The following is a 16,417-nucleotide window of genomic DNA, read 5'->3' as shown; positions in this document are numbered from 1 at the left end:
TTTATAAATTTGGAGGTCTGGCTAATCTCACTAAAAATAATCATAAATAGAGTGAATGAAATGCCAGTCTCAAATCTAGTCTCATATTCCTCGACGGCGGCAATAACGTTGTTGCTGTTTGGTTGCAATAGCGGCGAGGAGGAAAGCTCTGCCACGGCTTCCAGCTCTGACATCACAAATACCTTTTTCACTAACCTTTCTGGTGATTGTCAGCAGTATTTAGGGAATTTCTTTTCTTCAGTTAACGATATTCAGCGGTCGCTACTGTTTACAGGACAAGTGGATATCTCCTCCAGTGGCACGAAGTGTATTGTGCAGTCGAATGCAATTCCCAATCATGACTTTAACGATGCTACTGCGTCATTTGCAACAAATGTGTCGGAGCAGAGTATTGGTTATGAATTCACAGCTTCTCCGAGTGCCGCCTCCAGTGTAACTGAGCTGAGTCTTGGCACATCAGAAGCGATTTTACTTAATGGTGTAAAAGTGGATTTGCTTGCTGCTGCTTGTTATGGCGTTGGAGATGAAAGAACAGGGTGCGGTCAGGACCAGATTAACAACCCTTGGCGTTACGATCCTATGTCTTCTTTGAATGGCTTCGGTACTGATATCCACAATGCCCATGTACAACCAACAGGCGAGTATCACTATCATGGTAATCCGGTGGCAATGTTTATTCAGGATTGTGCTGGTGGTGAAGCGTCGCCTGTTATTGGTTTTGCTGCCGATGGTTTCCCAGTATACGGAAGTTGTTTTACTGACAGTTCAACCGGTCAAGTAAGGAAGGCGCTTTCAAGCTATCAACTCAAATCAGGATCTCGTGTTGACGAAGGAAGCTATACCGCACCAGTTGTGGGAGGTAATGTAGCCAGTAGCAATTACGATGGGCAGTTTCGCGGGGATTGGGAATATACTGTCGGGTTGGGAGACCTTGATGAATGTAATGGTATGACGGTAGATGGGCAGTATGGCTACTATGTTACGGACACTTTTCCTTGGGTACTTAACTGTTTTAAAGGCACAACCGATTCGAGTTTTAGTGGTTACAGCGCCGAGCGCTCACACGGGCATTCCCATTAATAATGACTAGCAACTTGAAGTGAAAAAAGAAGCCATTTACGGCTTCTTTTGTGTGTTTACTTCACGGAAAACTGTTGAAACACCAGATTTGCAACTCGATTGATTACGCGGTTACGCTGCACCATATCAAGCTGAGTTTGCGTCAGGTAGATACTGAGGATGACTGGTTTTCGCTGTGAGTTCCACACTAGTGCAGTGATACCTCTTGAGCCTTGATTACCCGCTCCGGAGCGGTCGGCGATAGACCAGCTTTGAGGTAAAACGGAACGAATCAGAGGATCCGAGACCTTATTGTTTCTCATCCACGTCAGTAGTTGTTGCTGAGATTCCTGACTCAACCCGTCTTGTAGTAAGAGGGTGTTGAGTAACTCGACCATAGCACTAGGTGACGTGGTATCTCGTTTGTCTCCAGGTATCGCCTGATTGAGTTCAGGTTCAAATCGATCCAGCCGAGTAACGCTGTCATCCAGACTGCGGACAAACTGTGTAACCTGCTCTGGCCCGCCAATTTGGTGCAACACGATATTAGCTGCAGTGTTGTCGCTCATCAGCATAGTCGCTTCACATGCCTTTTGAACAGTGATCTCTTGACCAGTCAACTTCTCAGTAATCGGGGACCAAGTCACCAGATCGCTTTCTTTGATCGTGGTTGTGGCATTTAAGTTAAGCTTTTTTTGTTCAGCTAAGTGGAGTGCATTGGCACACATGAGTGTTTTAAATGTGCTCATCATCGGAAAACGATCATCGCCGTGATATTGCCATTGGCTGTGATTTTGTGTGTCGAGTACAGCAACGCCCAAACGGCCACCAGATTGCTGCTCAATCAGAGCTATCTGCTTTGTTAGTGAGTCAGCAAGCACTTGCGTAGAGAAAAGAAACAGAATGAGAGTGAGGAGATTTTTTTTCATCGCGATAAGCTAAACATAATGCATATGCCAGCATCCTAATCCGATGAGATGCTCAGAGTAAACCTGAATTCTTCTGAGCATACAGAAATTTTACATTGGGTGTCTTTTTTGGGGGGGGGGGGGGGTTACTTGGTAAACCTCATCACACCTTCCTGAACAGCAGAAGCCACCAGATGGCCCTGACGATTGTATATTTCGCCTCGAACTAAACCGCGAGTATTACTTGAGGTTGGGCTTTCAATAACGTAAAGCAGCCACTCGTCCATCTTAAAAGGTCGGTGGAACCATATGGAATGGTCGATAGTGGCGACTTGGAAATTAGGTGTCATCAGTGATACGCCGTGTGGGTGTAATGCTGTGACCAGAAAACCCCAGTCCGATGCGTAGCCCAGCAGATATTGATGAATCAGCTGGTTGTCCGGCATTTCTCCGTTGGCTTTAATCCACAGATATTGCTTTGGTTCTTCTTTATGTGGTTTCAGTGGGTTTACCACCGTTACAGGGCGAGTCTCGATTGGTTTCTCGCCACAGAATGCCACTTTAATTTTCTCTGGCAAAAAGTCCGCGATTCGTTCCGCCAGCTCTGACTCTGAGGCGTAATTCTCTGGGCCCGGAATGTCTGGCATGGTGTTTTGATGCTCAAATCCCGGTGCTTCGCCATGGTAGGAAGCGGTGAGATAGAAAATCGGTCGGCCATTTTGAATTGCTTTGACTCGGCGAGTGCTAAAACTTCTGCCATCACGTAGGTTTTCTACATCATAAACAATCGGTTTTTCTGGATCCCCAGGGTAAAGAAAATAGCTATGGAATGAGTGAACCGTTCGATCATCAGCCACTGTGTATCGAGCTGCTGAGAGTGCCTGACCGATCACTTGCCCACCGTAAACCTGAGGTAGGCCAAGGTTCTCACTCTGGCCTCTGAAAAGCCCTTCTTCTAGCTTTTCCAGTTTCAATAATTCCAGAAGTTCGTTGAGTGGCTTGCTCATTCCTGCACCTTTAACAATTTAGTCAATATACGTCTATTTTAAGCACAAACTGATAAGTTAAACAGCTATTTGGCGGTTAAGTGATAAAAATGACCAACGTGTTTAGGTGAGGGAGCATCACGTGGTTAGGAACATGACAAAGCGAACTTCACTGCATATAATCTTCCGGTATTTTATTGTTTATGTGAGGCTTTATGAAAAAAGCGTTGATGCTGTTTGTTTCCGTTGTGTTGGGTATGACATTGCTTGGTTGCCAGTCTCCGCAGAAAGCTGAAGGGGAAGTGGAAATGACAGCTGTATCTGGCACCGTCGCTTATCGACAATTCATTGCATTGCCTGACAATGCACTGGTAACCGTGACGCTGCAAGATATCTCACTCGCTGATGCGCCCGCTACAGTGATAGCAAAACACCGATTTGAAACGGGAGGTACTCAAGTACCTTTTAAGTTTGATTTAGCGTTTGATCCGAGAAAAATAAAACCTCATCACACTTACAGTGTCAGTGCGCGAATCGAAGTAGACGGTCAACTGCGTTTCATCACTGATACCGTATACCCGGTGATCACCGATCAGAATCAGACCAGTCACGTTGATTTAGTTTTGGTTGGAGTCAGCCACTAGTATGCAATGTTAGATGGCAGCCTAAGGCTGCCATCGAAACTTTCTCAAGCTCACCTTCCCATCGTTGGTGACTTCAATATCTTCCGCTATCAGCAATTCTCTTTGTCTGACTAAATGCTCACCTTTTAGCGAAATTCTTCCCTGACTATTAATGACCCTAAACCAAGGGAGTTTTGAGTCTTTTGGCAGGTTACCTAAGGCTTTTCCGACATGGCGAGCATAGCCTGGATAACCAGCAAGTTTGGCGATTTCTCCGTAAGTGGTTACTTTTCCACATGGAATTTGGTGAATCACCGCAAAGATTTGCGCTAAAAACTGGTCCATAATGATTTTGTCCTAGTTCGATTTTTCCATGGAAGGGATAAGGAGAGGGCATGGTATTTTCTACATTTCAGTTCTTAGTGACAACCTTGTTAGCTGTTGTTTGTGCTCGGGCTATCAGTCTGAGTGACGGTGACATTCCTGTTTTGGCTTTAATCATTCCTGCGTTATGGATATTTCCGCAAAGGGGTGTTGTTGGGCTTATTCTGATGGCCGCGCTAACGACCTATGGTTTGACGTTGCCTTATCAACCGATTGCACTTTCGATTAGCCAGTGGATTTTATTCCCGCTCCTGATGGTGGTGTTCTCCAGACGAAGCAGTTTAGGTGTCTTATTGACCGCCGCACTCATCGTGTTGACATTGCAGGTGGGAATTATGGTGACTCAGTCGGGAGGCAAACTCGGTGGAGATCCGATGATTACCGTTGTGCAGACTTTGTCGGTGATTGTGACATGGTGGGCTGCACGCCATTGGCAGTCTAACAACAAACATAGTTGGTGGGCATTGGGGCTTATTTTGCCCTTGTGGATGGCTGACTTATCCTACGCTGCATTAGTTGCACTGTGTGTTACAGGAATATTTGCGTCCATGGAAAGCTTGTCTAAATTAGAGAGCTTCCGTTGGGGAAAGCTGCTGTGCTGGACGCTCCCTACGGTTGGATTTGCAGCGTTAGTGGTAACGCCAACGGTTGAGGTGCCAAACCCTGTTTTTGTCGTGTGGATTTGCTTGCTGGGTACCGCATGGATGACCGACTACATTTTGCGCAGCTCAGATGAGGAAGCAGATTTATAGTCGAAGATGATAAGTTCGTTTTAAAATATGCGCTTGGACAATTTCATTATCTATGCCAGAATTGCGCATATTTTAAACATTACTTATTGTGTGGTTGCACTATAACCACCTCCTAGTCGCACTGTCTTTTTGAACGTTCTCTATGCCAATAAAACGACGCTTCGGCTGGATAGCTGTATTGATTTTCGCTATCTGGTTTCTGCCCGTCAAAGCCCAGACTCCCAGTTATAAAGTTGCCATGGAAGCAGACGACGTAGTGACGCGCGTTCTGTTTGATGCCGTTGCGTCTAAATTTCAGCTTGATGTTCAATACGTTTATTACCCTAGCTTTGATGCGATCCTCGACTCAGTGAAAGCAGGAGAGAGTGACTTTGCGGCGAACGTGACTTACACGCCAGATAGAGCGCTCTACTTTGATTTCTCTAGCCCAACCAATATTGAGTATACCTACGTCTACAGCGCTACTAATGCGACATTAGATAAACTTCATACCGTCGGTGTACCGAAAGGCACTATATATGGCGAGCTGATCCGCAAGGCTTTTCCTGCGATAGCATTGGTTGAGTATTCTGGTCAGTCTGAAGCTCTACAGTTACTCAAACAAGGAACGGTGGATGGTGTGGTTGATGCTATCAATCAGCTCAAGCCTATGTTGCTTGCGGGGTATGATGCGCAGCTGCTCAATCACCAGCTTTCAATCAAGCCTGTTTCTATCGTTTCACTTAAAGGTGCCCACCACCAATTATTGAAAATGATCGAGCACTATGTACATAGCGCTGAAGTGCAAAAGCTTTTACGCGAATCTATCAACCAATATCAATTTGAGATTCGTCAGCAGGCACTACGACAAGCGGTAATCAATAGTGGTATCAACTTTAATCGTCCGCTAAGAGTTAAAATCGAAAATATCGGTCAATACGCCACGTACCTAAATGATGGTTCTATAGCGGGCATTACTGCGGATATCGTTCTTCAGGCATGTGACATCCTGATGTTGAACTGTAGGCTCGAAAGTACCGCGGACGAATCCTGGGAGAGCATGTATGGTGACTTGATTGCCAAACGTATTGATGTGCTTTCTCCAATTGCTATATCTGAAGCCCGCAAAGACTTAGTCTACTACAGTGACCCGTATTATCAGCCTGAAGCGATACTAGTTAAGCGCGAAGGGTACAAAGATAATGTATACAGCAATGTCTCTGAGCTGATTGTTGAACGTATTGGTGTCGTTAAAGATGATTTTTACGAAGAGCTGCTAAGAGGGCTACTTCCTAAGAAGACATTGCTAACGTATGACAGCAGTGAGTCGCAATTGAAGGCGCTTATGAATCATGAAGTCGACTACATTGCGATAAGCCGAGCGAACTTTAATACGCTATTGCGAGAGTCAAAAGATCTACTTCCTTTGACAGAAGACCTATTGATAGGTGGATATTACACCTCAGACATTGCGATAGGGTTTGCCAAAAATCAGGTGGGGGCGTCCTTAGCACCCTTGTTCAGTCGCGCGTTGAAGATGATCGACACCGAACGAATCGTCAAACGCTATGACTATCGGCCAGACTGGAAAGCCACTCTTCAGGCGGAACAGAGCTTTTCACGCCAGAGTAGGGCGTTGTTTATGTTGGTGTTAGGTTTCTTAGCGATCGTGGCTATATACCTTCACAGCCAGTCAACCACAGATAACCTAACTCGGCTGAAAAATCGACGTTCAATGCACCGACGTTTTCGTTCTGGTATCAATGCTCATTACACCTTGCTCTATCTGGATATCAACCGATTCAAGTTTATTAATGATACCTATGGACATGAAATTGGCGACCAAGTCTTAAAAGCCGTAGCGCGCCAAATCGAACTTTATTGGAAAGGAAACAGTTATAGGATTGGGGGGGATGAATTTATATTGATTGGTCAGCCTGAGGAAGTAACTCTAAATGCTCTGATTGATAAGTTATCTTCATTGCACTTTGTTTCCGAAGATCATCAAGTCTCCTTGGATGTGTCTGTTGCGATTGGCATATCATGCCCAAGAGACCGCTTTATGACGCTGCAAGAAGTGCTGAACGAGGCAGACCAAGCTATGTACGATCATAAACGAGAGAAGCATCGCTGTATAATAAGCCGTCAGTCCAATGAGCAAAATGTTGTCCATTTTAGTAAGGGTGGTTAACGACTAATCACTTGGCACAAAATCGAAGGCAATATTAAGAATTTCCCTTGAATTACCTGCGGTGATGGCTGATAATCCCCTCACTCCTTAGCCATGCTAAGGAAACAGAATCTATGGAGGCCCTGGTCCTCCCGCAACAATAGCTCGTGAACTCGGTCAGGTCCGGAAGGAAGCAGCCGCAGCGGGTGACTTGTGTGCCGGGATGTGGCTGGGGCTTCCACCCATTAAAAAGCCCGCAAAGTAATTTGCGGGCTTTTTGTATTCTAAGTCTCGTCCTGAAATGCATTTAATTGTTTTGAGCTTTTCTCGGGTGCATAAATTCAAAAAAGGTGCACTGATCTTGAGTACACCTTATCGAAATAACTAATTTAGCTTAACCATAGCGATGCTCGATAGGTCCTGTCACTTGATCAGCTAGGGCTTGAATTAATGCCGGCTCGAACTTTAGTCCATCTTTGCTATAGACGATACCAGATTGATTTTTTCCTGCATCGTATTGACTTTGTAAAACCCCAGGCAAGAAAACGTACATTTCTTCAAAAGGTTCCCCATCAGCTTCATAAAATACTGTTGCTTCAGTTTTAAAATTATTAGGTATAGTTAGTGTATTCCTTACAAACACACCTGGGGATGGGAAAAACACTAACACTAAATCAGCCATTCTAGGGAACAAAGGGTTTACCTCTGTCTCTGCTAGTAAGCCGAGCTGCTGAAACTTTTGTTCGATCATGAAAACTCCATCGGTATAAATTCAATTCCAGTGACGCCAGAAGCCTCTAAAGCGTTTTTAACCTTTTCATTTACATAGTAAGGAGTTTTATAGTTAGATAAGGTAAAACAGTCGTGAGCTACATTAGTAGATTTAAACTTTTCTTGGTCAATAAGCTCTTCGTAAACGTTCCTATATACGCCTAACTTTCGATTAAATCGGCTAGCTTCAGATGCAGTAGGATCTAGAAAGTCATAATGAGCTGTAACATTCATAAACGAATAACTGTCATGCAGGCCATTATTTTCTACTTCAACCGGTGTAAAATGAATGCCTGTAAAGCCGCGATCAAAAAATATTTGTTGGACTTTTTTGCTTGCTAGCATACCCACACCAATTTTTAGAAAATCAGACATTCCTCGCTCTGTATAGCATTCATCGATGGATGCGTATGGGAGCTTTTTAAATATTTTATTTTGTGAGTTGTAAAAATTAAGCGTGTAAGCCCATGGCTCTTGAACAGTGAAACTTCCTTCGCCATCCTCGAATTTATTAAATAATAAGTAATATTTCATATTTAATACCCTAGTTTCGATATTCTAGCTCCTAAATAAGGAATACGGGTAGGAACTCCACTCTTAGTAGTTCTGAAGTCATGATGTAATAATATATCCCCTTTTGATAAACTTCGATGACGGCAGGGAGAAGAGTTAGGCTCAATATCTGAGTGTTTTAACATATTACAGCAGCCTTTATTACCTGTTTTGTAAATATCGTAGTTATTATGATTTAAAGCACCGTTTTTATTAAAGTAAATAATTTTCTTGTATATTTCACTACTAATTTGCTTCATGACTTTAGCAATTTCCTCTGATGCATTGAAGCCTCTTTCATCACAAAACATCGAGTCTTTTATATCTTGCGCAAGATCTTGTAATTGTGCTTTTACATTGCTTGTATATGCTGATGGATGATTCCCACTATGAAGTGGCATTTCATAAAAACAAGCCAGCTCAGGTATACCAGGCAAAACGATTATATTGTGCCAGTCATTGAGATCATACCCTAGAAAAGGTAATTTTTTGAAGAGGAATTTATTACTTTCCATCTCGTTAACGGTGATTATATGGTGTGCTTGCAAGTTCTTTTCAAGGCTTTCTATCTTTTCTCTATCTGTTCCTCCTAATGCCTTTAGTTCTTCAAATGCATCTAAAGCTTCTTGCTCATTCCAGATTTGCTGTGGCCTTACATAGCTCTTTCCGTCTAGGTGCTTATCATAACAACGAGCATATAGAGGGTGTTGCATCGAAGAGGCATTAGAACGATTGTTATGAGCTTTTAACATATTCCAAGGATAGTGCCCATTCTTGCTAGTCCCTCGACTTGTGAAACCATGTTTTTTGTTTTTTGTTGAATAGTATTTGCCCTTGAAGCCATTTTCGTCGCAATCTGTTGCCGAAGATTGTTTTGGCTTATTTGCGCCTACTTTTTTCTCACATAACCAACATTCATCCGGCTTTTTGTTTTTCTTGTCTTGACTGACTTTTTCATCGTGGTTACCGGCTTGTGCTGTACTTTTTTGTTGATTCGAGCCGTTCGTGGAGCGATGTTTACCTCGTGATATTGACTGGTCAAGCAAATCTTTAAAGTACATCAATGCATCTGGAACATTCTTTTCGGCTTCTTTTTTAACGGTATTCAAGGTCGATTGAAAACCAGCAATTTCCTCGGCATAAACGGGATATCCAAACCAACCTGCGTACTTAGCAAGCTCGTCTAATACACTGTTGAAACTTTCAATACTTTGGAAGATGATTTCCAGTATCTCGTATTTGATGCTGTCCCAATCAATGTTTTTGATAAACTTATCAACGTCGCCTTTTCCAAATCCACGCAAGACAGCAAATAACTCATCACGTGATTTTTTCTGCTGAATAGCTTTACCGATTCCTTTCATCACTGAGCCAAGCATAGGAATCGCGCCAATAGCTGAAATCACAAGATTGACCCAAGCTTCTGTTGATTTTCTCTTTTCTTCGTCACAGAGGAAGAATATGTTAGCCGTTATATCTCGAGCATCCATAACTTGATCTATACCGGGAATGACACCCAATACAGTGTTTAAGAAAATCTGACCTGAGGTTGCATTTTCATTGAAGTCTCCAATGATGACACCCCAGATCCAGCCGTGTACAGTTTGGTTTTGATTTCGTTGGGCTTCCCAAAAAGCGACTTGGCCTGTTTTGGTCTGTTCTATTAGCTCGTGAGGATTAAATTCCTTTTTGTAGTAAGGGTTTTTATTCGTATTGTCATATTGGGGATCTGGTTTAAATTCTCTTTTGTCTTCCCCAAAGTCTACTATAAACGTGCCAGGAGCAACGTTGCTTACTTGGGCTTTACCGTCTTCATCTAGTTGCCCTTCGAAAAGGCTTCCTGTTTGATCGGTTAACTTATAAGGAGCTTGAAAGCCTTCACCATCATCGTAGGTAACATGTAAATCAACAGTATAAGTCCCTTCAGCATCTTCGGTTACGGTGACAGAAGGGTTTTGGGCACCACCAAGACACATGGTGTTGGCCTTGTTCATTGTCATTTGGTCTGACAAGCGACACACACCTTTTCCTTCCATTGAAACGGTTGGAGAGGCGGAGATGAACTCGGCTTCAGCTTCTATAGTGCCTGATGCGACACCTTTCTTATCGCCACCTGCGTCGCCGGTACTTGCCGCGAATTTACTGCCTTTAATCGCAATACTATTGCCGCCATCCATAGAGACGGTGGTCGTTCCATCTGCTAGATCAGCGGATTTTGCATTATTACCATATGGGATAGGTACAACGGCATTACCGACTGTGGTCAGACAAACGTCGGGCAATGTGGCATTGGCTTCACCGCCGGATCCCTTATGGACTACGCTAAGTCCATTAGCACAAACTGTTACACCCATGATGCACCTTGAGTTATTCAAACAAAGATAAGCAATGATATAAAAGAAAGTGCACATCAATCTAACTAAAAACATAGTTATAATGAATGGTTTGTGCTTCAAATTCACCAAATTAATAGATCTTGGCTACATGTCTCACAAAATGGATGAAATTTTGTTGTTGCTCATCTCTTAGTGAAGTCGCTGGGCTGTGTTATTTCTACTTAAGACTCAATAGTTAATGCTCTATTCGGACATAGTGGACTGAAGTTGTAGCACTGTTGGAATCAAGCTGAGGGGAGATTAAGCCATTATTGTTTTGGTAGCAGGAAGGTATAGAGCTGGTCGTACATATCTCTGGCGAGAAAAGCGGCGACCAGCTTGATCTGAAGCTGTCTGTCTGACTGCAAAAATACTATCCGCCCCAATTCTCGGCTTCAATTTTCGCCAGCGCTTTGGCGGCCTTTTGCAGGGCTGGGAGGAACTTGATGGCTTCATCCGGTTTGACTCGAATCACGGGGGCTTGAATAGCTAAACCGAGATTAGATTGTCCATTTGGTGACGGAACCAATACGGCGATACAGACTAAGCCGGGTAAAAATTCTTCATCATCGATGGCAAAACCGTGGATTTTTGCATCGTCGATGTTTCTCTCCAGCTCATCAAAATTGGTGATGGTGTTGACCGTATATTGGGTTAGCGGGACGCTTTCTATCAAGCGGCGGCGCTGAGACTTGGACATGTGAGCAAGGAACAGTTTTCCTGTTGCTGAGCAATGCACGGGGACTCGTGAGCCGGGGTGGAGGTGGAAACGCAATGGCGCTTCGGTTTCGGCACGGTCGAGATAGATGATCTCGCCACTGGACAGAGCGGTCAGGTTACAACTTTCACCGACTTCCGCTCTAAGGTTTTCGAGAATGGTGCGGCGTGCACTGTGCATGGTGCTATTGAGCAACAAATTCTCAGCCAACTTTCTTAGGCGAATGCCTGAGCTGTAATGTTTTTCATCACCATCTTTCTGAATGATACCTGCTGATTCTAGCTGCTGAAGCATACGGTGTAGCGTCGGCTTTGGCAGTCCGGTCTCTTCCACTAAGCCTTGCAGTGAAATGAACTCGTCTTTCTGAGCGATCACCTCCAACAATGCAAAAAGTCGGAGTGTTGGCGTATCCCCCTGAATTTGAGGTGCTTCTTTTGTCATACTTTTATTCATCCTTGCGATACATCCAAGTCTAAGATTGTACAGTCCTAATAATAATATATCCATTTTCTGAATAAAAATTGATCTTTTGTTGTCTCGTCATTAACATGAAATAAATATATGGAACAATTTGTTTCACTAAATGGAGTTTGTTAAATGAAAGCGATAAAAAGGATCATCAACAAAGCTCAACAGAATCGTAAGCGGATCATACTGAGTGAGGCGCAAGACCCGCGTGTGCTCGCTGCGGCTCGAATGGCAGTGGACAGGAAGATTGCCCACATCACTTTAGTCGGTGACAAACAAGTGATTCGTGATGCCGCCAAGTTGCATCAGGTCAGTCTTGCTGGAGTGCATATTGTCTCTCCTGACACTTCACCACTTAAAGAAGTGCTGGCTGAGCGATACTACCTATTGAGAAAGGCGAAAGGGTTGTCTTACGACCAAGCTCTGCAACAAGTACAAGACCCGCTGATCTTCGCCAACCTGATGGTTCGTGAAGGCTTAAGTGATGGCACGGTTAACGGAGCGCAATACACAACTTCAGATGTGGTGAGAGCAGCGTTGCAGATCATTGGCCCAGCGCCAGACAGTGAATTGGTGTCGAGTTTTTTCTTGATGATGCTGTGTGAGCCGTTCCATAACCTTAAAGGGGGATTGATCTTCAGTGACTGTGGTTTAGTGATCGATCCTAATGAAAGCGAGTTGGCCTCTATCGCTGTGGCCGCGTCTCAAAGTGCGCGCAACCTTTTGATGGAAGAGCCTAAAGTCGCAATGTTGTCCTTTTCAACCAACGGCAGTGCCAAGCACGAATCCGTCGACAAAGTTCGCCATGCCGCGCAATTGGTGAAACAGCGATGCCCGGATATCGCAGTCGATCAGGACGTTCAGCTTGATGCGGCTATAGTGACGGAAATTGCCGCCAAGAAGCTGCCAGACTCTCAAGTCAAAGGGCAATCTAATGTGCTGATTTTCCCTAATCTGGAAGCTGGCAATATTGGATATAAATTGGCAGAAAGGCTCGGCGGTGCCGTTGCGATTGGCCCGCTTTTGCAAGGTTTGAATCAACCGGCGAACGATCTGTCTCGCGGCTGTACCGCTGACGACATCGTGAATGTCATTGCTGTGACAGTAGTGCAGGCACAAGAAGAGAATAACACGCAACCGGACCCGGTTGACCCCGCGCTCACCAGCAGCGTGAATTAGGAGATTAAATGGAAATACCCGCTTTACTGGCCATACTCGCGACCATCGCTATTGGTACTTACTTTCAAACGGTAACGGGCTTTGGACTAGGAATCATAGTGATTGGCCTGACGGTCAGTCTGAATTTGGTCTCTTTGCCCGTTATCGCGGCTGTGGTCAGCATTGTTACTCTGTTTAATTGTCTGGTAGCTCTTGTTGGTAAGCCACTGAAGGGGGAATTGAAAATCATGCTGGCATTGGTCGTGGGTATCGTGCCCGGGGTCATGGCGGGTGTGTATTTGCTCGATGAACTGAGCGCGTCGGCGACCAATATCATGCGAGGGATGCTGGGGATCATGATTCTCGGTGCTGGGCTGAACTTCATGTTTAAGCCCAAAACGCTTGAAAACCGTTCTGCTTCCACTTCTTTTTTGTTCTCAGGGTTTGGCTCTGGTCTGGCTGGTGGTCTGTTTGGCATGGCTGGGCCGCCGATTGTCTACCACCTCTACAAACAGCCGTTTTCCATTGAGTTAGTGCGCAGCACTTTATTGATGGTTTTCGCGTGTACTTCGGCTTCTCGCACCGCTTATGTCTATCTTGATGGCAGCTTAGAATCGAACATATTGCTGCTATCAGCAGTAGCTATTCCTTTGGTAACAGGGGTGACCATCATCGCGCGGCGTTTCCCACCCCCTTTATCCAATCAACAGCTGAGGAAGTTGGTATTTTCAGTACTGTTGATGATAGGCAGCTACCTGATCATTGCCTCTCTTCTTTCACTACAAGTTTAGCAACGCTCTGTTCACCGTTTTAGCATGGTGAACAGGTGACGACAGATGGTAAACAAGCAGTTTTCCTGATGATCAATAATGATGTTACGCTGATAATAAGGGCTGAGATCGACCCCCATGCCAACGCCATAGGCGTCAATCTTGGCGCTATTCGTTGCTTGCTCGATGACTTGTTTAAGGTGGTTGTCGAGATAAAACGAATCGTTCGCTGTTGAAGTCGCGGTATCCATCGGGCACCCATCAGAAAAAACGATCAGAATCTTACGTTGTGCGCCTTGTTGGGTGAGCCGTTGGCTTGCAAACTGAATAGCTTCACCATCTATCCCTTCTTTGAAAATGTCGGCTTTACGCAGGCTGGCGATTCCCCGTCTTGCCCGGCGCCAGTGGGTATCAAAGTCTTTGAAAACAATATGGCGCACTTCATTTAAACGCCCCGGGTGCTGGGGTTGCCCTTGCTTCAGCCATTGCCGATAAGCTCTGCCGCCATTCCAGTTTCCGGTGGTGAATCCGAGAATTTCACATGGGATGTCGGCCAGCCCGACAGATTTAAGCAAGGTATCCATTAACATGCTGAGCTTATGGGCGTGTTTTTGCATTGAGCCTGAGCAGTCAATCAGGAAGGAAATGGCAACGTTGGAAGAGGCGCCGATATCAGTTTGAAAGAAAATGTGGCGATCATGGGGCGATGTCACCACCCGTGTAATGGCGGCGGCGTCAACGATGCCTTCTTCCAACTGATCCCGATGACAATTTTGCTCTGGCATTAGCACACTACTGGCTAACATCGCCGCCAGACGTCGGGTATTGATAGAACGAGCCATCATATCATCGGTCAGTTTCTGTCTTAGTTCATCGAGCAGAGCATGGCGGACAAGGGACGTCGCTTGGCGAACTTGATCAAATTCACGTGTATAAACCTGGTACTGCGCATCGGCCAATTCAAACACTTTACTCTGGCCGGTTTCGTCGGCTGGAACGTCAGTTTCTTCTATATCTCCGTCGACGATAAGGGCAATTTGCGCGAGGATTTTGATGTCTTCTTCGACGGTAGGTGTGCTTTGGTTCTCGGACTCTTTTTCTTCGCTTTCAATGAGTTCGGAAACACACTGGGCAAGTTGCAGAGCGTAAGTCGAAAACTCGGATTGCTGATGCCTATTTTGTTTTAATGACTTGAGCGAATGCCCGATTAACGGCACGATTCCGGCACGCGTTGCTTCAATCGACTCGGCAATCGGTTCAGTAACCGCAACACCAGTTAATCTTGAATAGATCACCTGCATCAGGGTAAACAGAAGAATGCCGAGGCGAGACTCGGTGAAGCCATTTTGATGATATTGCTCACTCCAATAAGCGAAGTTAAATCGAGTGCTCCGTTGAACACCTTTGAAATGCTCTGGGATTAATGACTCTACCCGTACTTGTTCACAGAAGTCGAAAAGCAGCCTTTCAATGTCATGCTCTGGTCGCAGTGCTTGGTGCAGATGTGAGTCGGATAAAAGCAGTCTCAGTGCGGCTGAGTCCATTTTTCCCTGCGTAGCCTGTTTACTTTTTGTCAGTTCGTGACGAGTCAAGAAAGTCAGGTCATTGGTGTGTGCAGACAGAAAATAAAACGGGCGATTGCCTTTGTACAGACGGTCACCTCGGTAGCTTAATGTATCTTCGCCACTGATTGCACGGGCGACAGAAACACTCAGGTCGAGGATCTTTTTCTGCTGAGAGGAAACACTAGCCATGGCTGATTGGCTCCTGAGATGTGGTCGCGCATTTGTCAGAGAGCAGAGCCTCCCCAAAGCAGCGGTAGTAATACTCAGCGACCAGTTCTTGCTCTTCATCTTCACAACGATTGACGAAAGACAACCTGAAAGCGGTGGCGACGCTGTTGAAAATCTGAATATTTTCCGCCCAAGTTAAAACGGTTCTCGGAGACATCACGGTGGAAAGGTCACCGGCGGCAAAGCCATTTCGGGTAAGCCCCGCAGTGGCAATCATCTTATTGACCAGTTGGCGTCCGTTTTCCGTGTTGAGCTGGGGGATCTTCGACAAGACGATTGCGGCTTCATGTTGGGCATCCAAATAGTTGAGAGTCGCAATGATATTCCAGCGGTCCAACTGACTGTGGTTGAGGACTTGAGTTCCGCTGTACAGTCCAGAAAAGTTACCCAAACCAAGTGTATTGCATGTCGCAAACAGGCGAAAAAACGGATGCGGGGTGATCACACGATTCTGTTCGAGAGACGTGTACTTGCCATCTTGTTCCAGCAATTGCTGGATAACAAACATCACATCTGGCCTGCCAGCATCGTATTCATCCAGTACTAATGCAATTGGCTGTTGTATGCTCTGAGGAAGAATACCTTCTTTAAATTCAGTGACCTGCAAACCATCTTTGAGCACTATGCTGTCTTTGCCAATTAAGTCGAGCCGGCTCAGGTGGCCATCCAAATTGATTCGCAGACAAGGCCAGTTAAGTCTCGCTGCGACTTGTTCGATGTGCGAAGACTTGCCCGTACCGTGCATGCCTTGGATCAAGGTGCGTCGGTTTGACGTGAACCCAGCTAAGATCGCCAGTGTGACCTCAGGATCAAAGCAATAGTTAGGGTCTATTTTAGGAACATATTCACCTCTTTTTTCAAATGCTAACACCTCCAAATCACTGTCGATGCCAAAGGTTTCGCGAACGCTAACCTGCTTGCTTGGTGCCATGAGTGCCTGATCCATTTTCC

15 protein-coding genes and 1 other RNA gene are annotated in these 16,417 nt (G+C 45.1%); 7 read left to right on the top strand and 9 right to left on the bottom strand.

The features are described from left to right. Window positions 1-60 precede the first annotated feature (60 nt). Entirely contained in the window at window positions 61-1,080 is a 1,020-nt protein-coding gene (locus tag QMA41_RS05190) for a YHYH protein (protein WP_281629042.1), read from the top strand. 56 nt (window positions 1,081-1,136) lie between these two features. On the opposite strand, the gene bla is transcribed toward QMA41_RS05190, so the two are convergent. Together bla and tesB are read right to left on the bottom strand one after the other, a co-directional pair. Then, complete coding sequence (bla, locus tag QMA41_RS05185; RefSeq protein WP_281629041.1) at window positions 1,137-1,988, bottom strand: class A beta-lactamase; 852 nt, start codon at window positions 1,986-1,988, stop codon at window positions 1,137-1,139. Window positions 1,989-2,113: 125 nt separating this feature from the next. Further along, window positions 2,114-2,974 carry an acyl-CoA thioesterase II gene (gene tesB, locus QMA41_RS05180; protein ID WP_006959223.1) on the bottom strand — a complete coding sequence of 287 codons (861 nt, stop codon included), beginning with the start codon at window positions 2,972-2,974 and terminating at the stop codon, window positions 2,114-2,116. Between the two features lie 194 nt (window positions 2,975-3,168). Here tesB and QMA41_RS05175 point away from each other — a divergent pair, with 194 nt between their 5' ends. After that, the gene (locus QMA41_RS05175; protein ID WP_021455345.1) at window positions 3,169-3,597 is read left to right on the top strand and encodes a YbaY family lipoprotein; all 429 of its coding nucleotides are present in this window, start codon (window positions 3,169-3,171) and stop codon (window positions 3,595-3,597) included. Window positions 3,598-3,618: 21 nt separating this feature from the next. Here the strand turns inward: QMA41_RS05175 and QMA41_RS05170 are convergent, their stop codons facing one another. Then, entirely contained in the window at window positions 3,619-3,921 is a 303-nt protein-coding gene (locus QMA41_RS05170) for an MGMT family protein (protein ID WP_019277957.1), read from the bottom strand. A 50-nt stretch (window positions 3,922-3,971) separates the two neighbouring features. On the opposite strand from QMA41_RS05170, the gene QMA41_RS05165 reads away from it, so the two are divergent. The 3 genes from QMA41_RS05165 (at window position 3,972) to ffs (ending at window position 7,099) form a co-directional block, all read left to right on the top strand. Further along, window positions 3,972-4,712 carry a hypothetical protein gene (locus tag QMA41_RS05165; RefSeq protein WP_281629040.1) on the top strand — a complete coding sequence of 247 codons (741 nt, stop codon included), beginning with the start codon at window positions 3,972-3,974 and terminating at the stop codon, window positions 4,710-4,712. Window positions 4,713-4,950: 238 nt separating this feature from the next. Next, window positions 4,951-6,882, top strand: coding sequence for a GGDEF domain-containing protein (locus tag QMA41_RS05160; protein ID WP_281629167.1), 1,932 nt, complete (start codon window positions 4,951-4,953; stop codon window positions 6,880-6,882). A 120-nt stretch (window positions 6,883-7,002) separates the two neighbouring features. Continuing rightward, window positions 7,003-7,099: signal recognition particle sRNA small type (gene ffs, locus QMA41_RS05155), an RNA gene on the top strand. A gap of 156 nt (window positions 7,100-7,255) precedes the next feature. On the opposite strand, the gene QMA41_RS05150 is transcribed toward ffs, so the two are convergent. The 4 genes from QMA41_RS05150 to QMA41_RS05135 all read right to left on the bottom strand — a co-directional run bounded on the left by QMA41_RS05150 (window position 7,256) and on the right by QMA41_RS05135 (window position 11,718). Then, a complete protein-coding gene (locus QMA41_RS05150) occupies window positions 7,256-7,612 on the bottom strand; it encodes a hypothetical protein (protein WP_281629039.1) in 357 nt (118 codons plus the stop codon). Continuing rightward, complete coding sequence (locus QMA41_RS05145) at window positions 7,609-8,166, bottom strand: hypothetical protein (protein WP_281629038.1); 558 nt, start codon at window positions 8,164-8,166, stop codon at window positions 7,609-7,611. Before QMA41_RS05145 ends, QMA41_RS05150 begins: the two co-directional genes overlap by 4 nt. A 2-nt stretch (window positions 8,167-8,168) precedes the next feature. Continuing rightward, window positions 8,169-10,538: a PAAR-like domain-containing protein gene (locus QMA41_RS05140; RefSeq protein WP_045985323.1), complete on the bottom strand. Its 2,370-nt coding sequence runs from the start codon at window positions 10,536-10,538 to the stop codon at window positions 8,169-8,171. Window positions 10,539-10,932: 394 nt separating this feature from the next. After that, a complete protein-coding gene (locus QMA41_RS05135; RefSeq protein WP_006959205.1) occupies window positions 10,933-11,718 on the bottom strand; it encodes an IclR family transcriptional regulator in 786 nt (261 codons plus the stop codon). 156 nt (window positions 11,719-11,874) lie between these two features. On the opposite strand from QMA41_RS05135, the gene pta reads away from it, so the two are divergent. Further along, window positions 11,875-12,924, top strand: coding sequence for a phosphate acetyltransferase (pta, locus tag QMA41_RS05130; RefSeq protein ID WP_043007406.1), 1,050 nt, complete (start codon window positions 11,875-11,877; stop codon window positions 12,922-12,924). An 8-nt stretch (window positions 12,925-12,932) separates the two neighbouring features. Then, window positions 12,933-13,694, top strand: coding sequence for a sulfite exporter TauE/SafE family protein (locus tag QMA41_RS05125; RefSeq protein WP_019276715.1), 762 nt, complete (start codon window positions 12,933-12,935; stop codon window positions 13,692-13,694). A gap of 11 nt (window positions 13,695-13,705) precedes the next feature. On the opposite strand, the gene QMA41_RS05120 is transcribed toward QMA41_RS05125, so the two are convergent. Further along, the gene (locus tag QMA41_RS05120; RefSeq protein WP_281629037.1) at window positions 13,706-15,427 is read right to left on the bottom strand and encodes a cobalamin biosynthesis protein CobT; all 1,722 of its coding nucleotides are present in this window, start codon (window positions 15,425-15,427) and stop codon (window positions 13,706-13,708) included. Further along, on the bottom strand, window positions 15,420-16,412 hold the full coding sequence (locus tag QMA41_RS05115; protein ID WP_281629036.1) for a MoxR family ATPase: 993 nt from the start codon (window positions 16,410-16,412) through the stop codon (window positions 15,420-15,422). The genes QMA41_RS05120 and QMA41_RS05115 overlap by 8 nt, the downstream gene beginning before the upstream one ends. Window positions 16,413-16,417 lie beyond the last annotated feature (5 nt).

It is taken from the genome of Vibrio sp. St2, assembly GCF_947311885.1.
Classification (GTDB): domain Bacteria; phylum Pseudomonadota; class Gammaproteobacteria; order Enterobacterales; family Vibrionaceae; genus Vibrio; species Vibrio coralliilyticus.
Note: the sequence above shows the minus strand (reverse complement) of the source record. Positions and strands in the feature narration are given on the sequence as shown.

Excerpts from the sequence above, each read along its gene's own strand:
- QMA41_RS05190 (WP_281629042.1), top strand. The coding sequence starts at position 61 with ATGCCAGTCTCAAATCTAGTCTCATATTCCTCGACGGCGGCAATAACG.
- bla (WP_281629041.1), bottom strand. The coding sequence starts at position 1,988 with ATGAAAAAAAATCTCCTCACTCTCATTCTGTTTCTTTTCTCTACGCAA.
- tesB (WP_006959223.1), bottom strand. The coding sequence starts at position 2,974 with ATGAGCAAGCCACTCAACGAACTTCTGGAATTATTGAAACTGGAAAAG.
- QMA41_RS05175 (WP_021455345.1), top strand. The coding sequence starts at position 3,169 with ATGAAAAAAGCGTTGATGCTGTTTGTTTCCGTTGTGTTGGGTATGACA.
- QMA41_RS05170 (WP_019277957.1), bottom strand. The coding sequence starts at position 3,921 with ATGGACCAGTTTTTAGCGCAAATCTTTGCGGTGATTCACCAAATTCCA.
- QMA41_RS05165 (WP_281629040.1), top strand. The coding sequence starts at position 3,972 with ATGGTATTTTCTACATTTCAGTTCTTAGTGACAACCTTGTTAGCTGTT.
- QMA41_RS05160 (WP_281629167.1), top strand. The coding sequence starts at position 4,951 with ATGGAAGCAGACGACGTAGTGACGCGCGTTCTGTTTGATGCCGTTGCG.
- QMA41_RS05150 (WP_281629039.1), bottom strand. The coding sequence starts at position 7,612 with ATGATCGAACAAAAGTTTCAGCAGCTCGGCTTACTAGCAGAGACAGAG.
- QMA41_RS05145 (WP_281629038.1), bottom strand. The coding sequence starts at position 8,166 with ATGAAATATTACTTATTATTTAATAAATTCGAGGATGGCGAAGGAAGT.
- QMA41_RS05140 (WP_045985323.1), bottom strand. The coding sequence starts at position 10,538 with ATGGGTGTAACAGTTTGTGCTAATGGACTTAGCGTAGTCCATAAGGGA.
- QMA41_RS05135 (WP_006959205.1), bottom strand. The coding sequence starts at position 11,718 with ATGACAAAAGAAGCACCTCAAATTCAGGGGGATACGCCAACACTCCGA.
- pta (WP_043007406.1), top strand. The coding sequence starts at position 11,875 with ATGAAAGCGATAAAAAGGATCATCAACAAAGCTCAACAGAATCGTAAG.
- QMA41_RS05125 (WP_019276715.1), top strand. The coding sequence starts at position 12,933 with ATGGAAATACCCGCTTTACTGGCCATACTCGCGACCATCGCTATTGGT.
- QMA41_RS05120 (WP_281629037.1), bottom strand. The coding sequence starts at position 15,427 with ATGGCTAGTGTTTCCTCTCAGCAGAAAAAGATCCTCGACCTGAGTGTT.
- QMA41_RS05115 (WP_281629036.1), bottom strand. The coding sequence starts at position 16,412 with ATGGATCAGGCACTCATGGCACCAAGCAAGCAGGTTAGCGTTCGCGAA.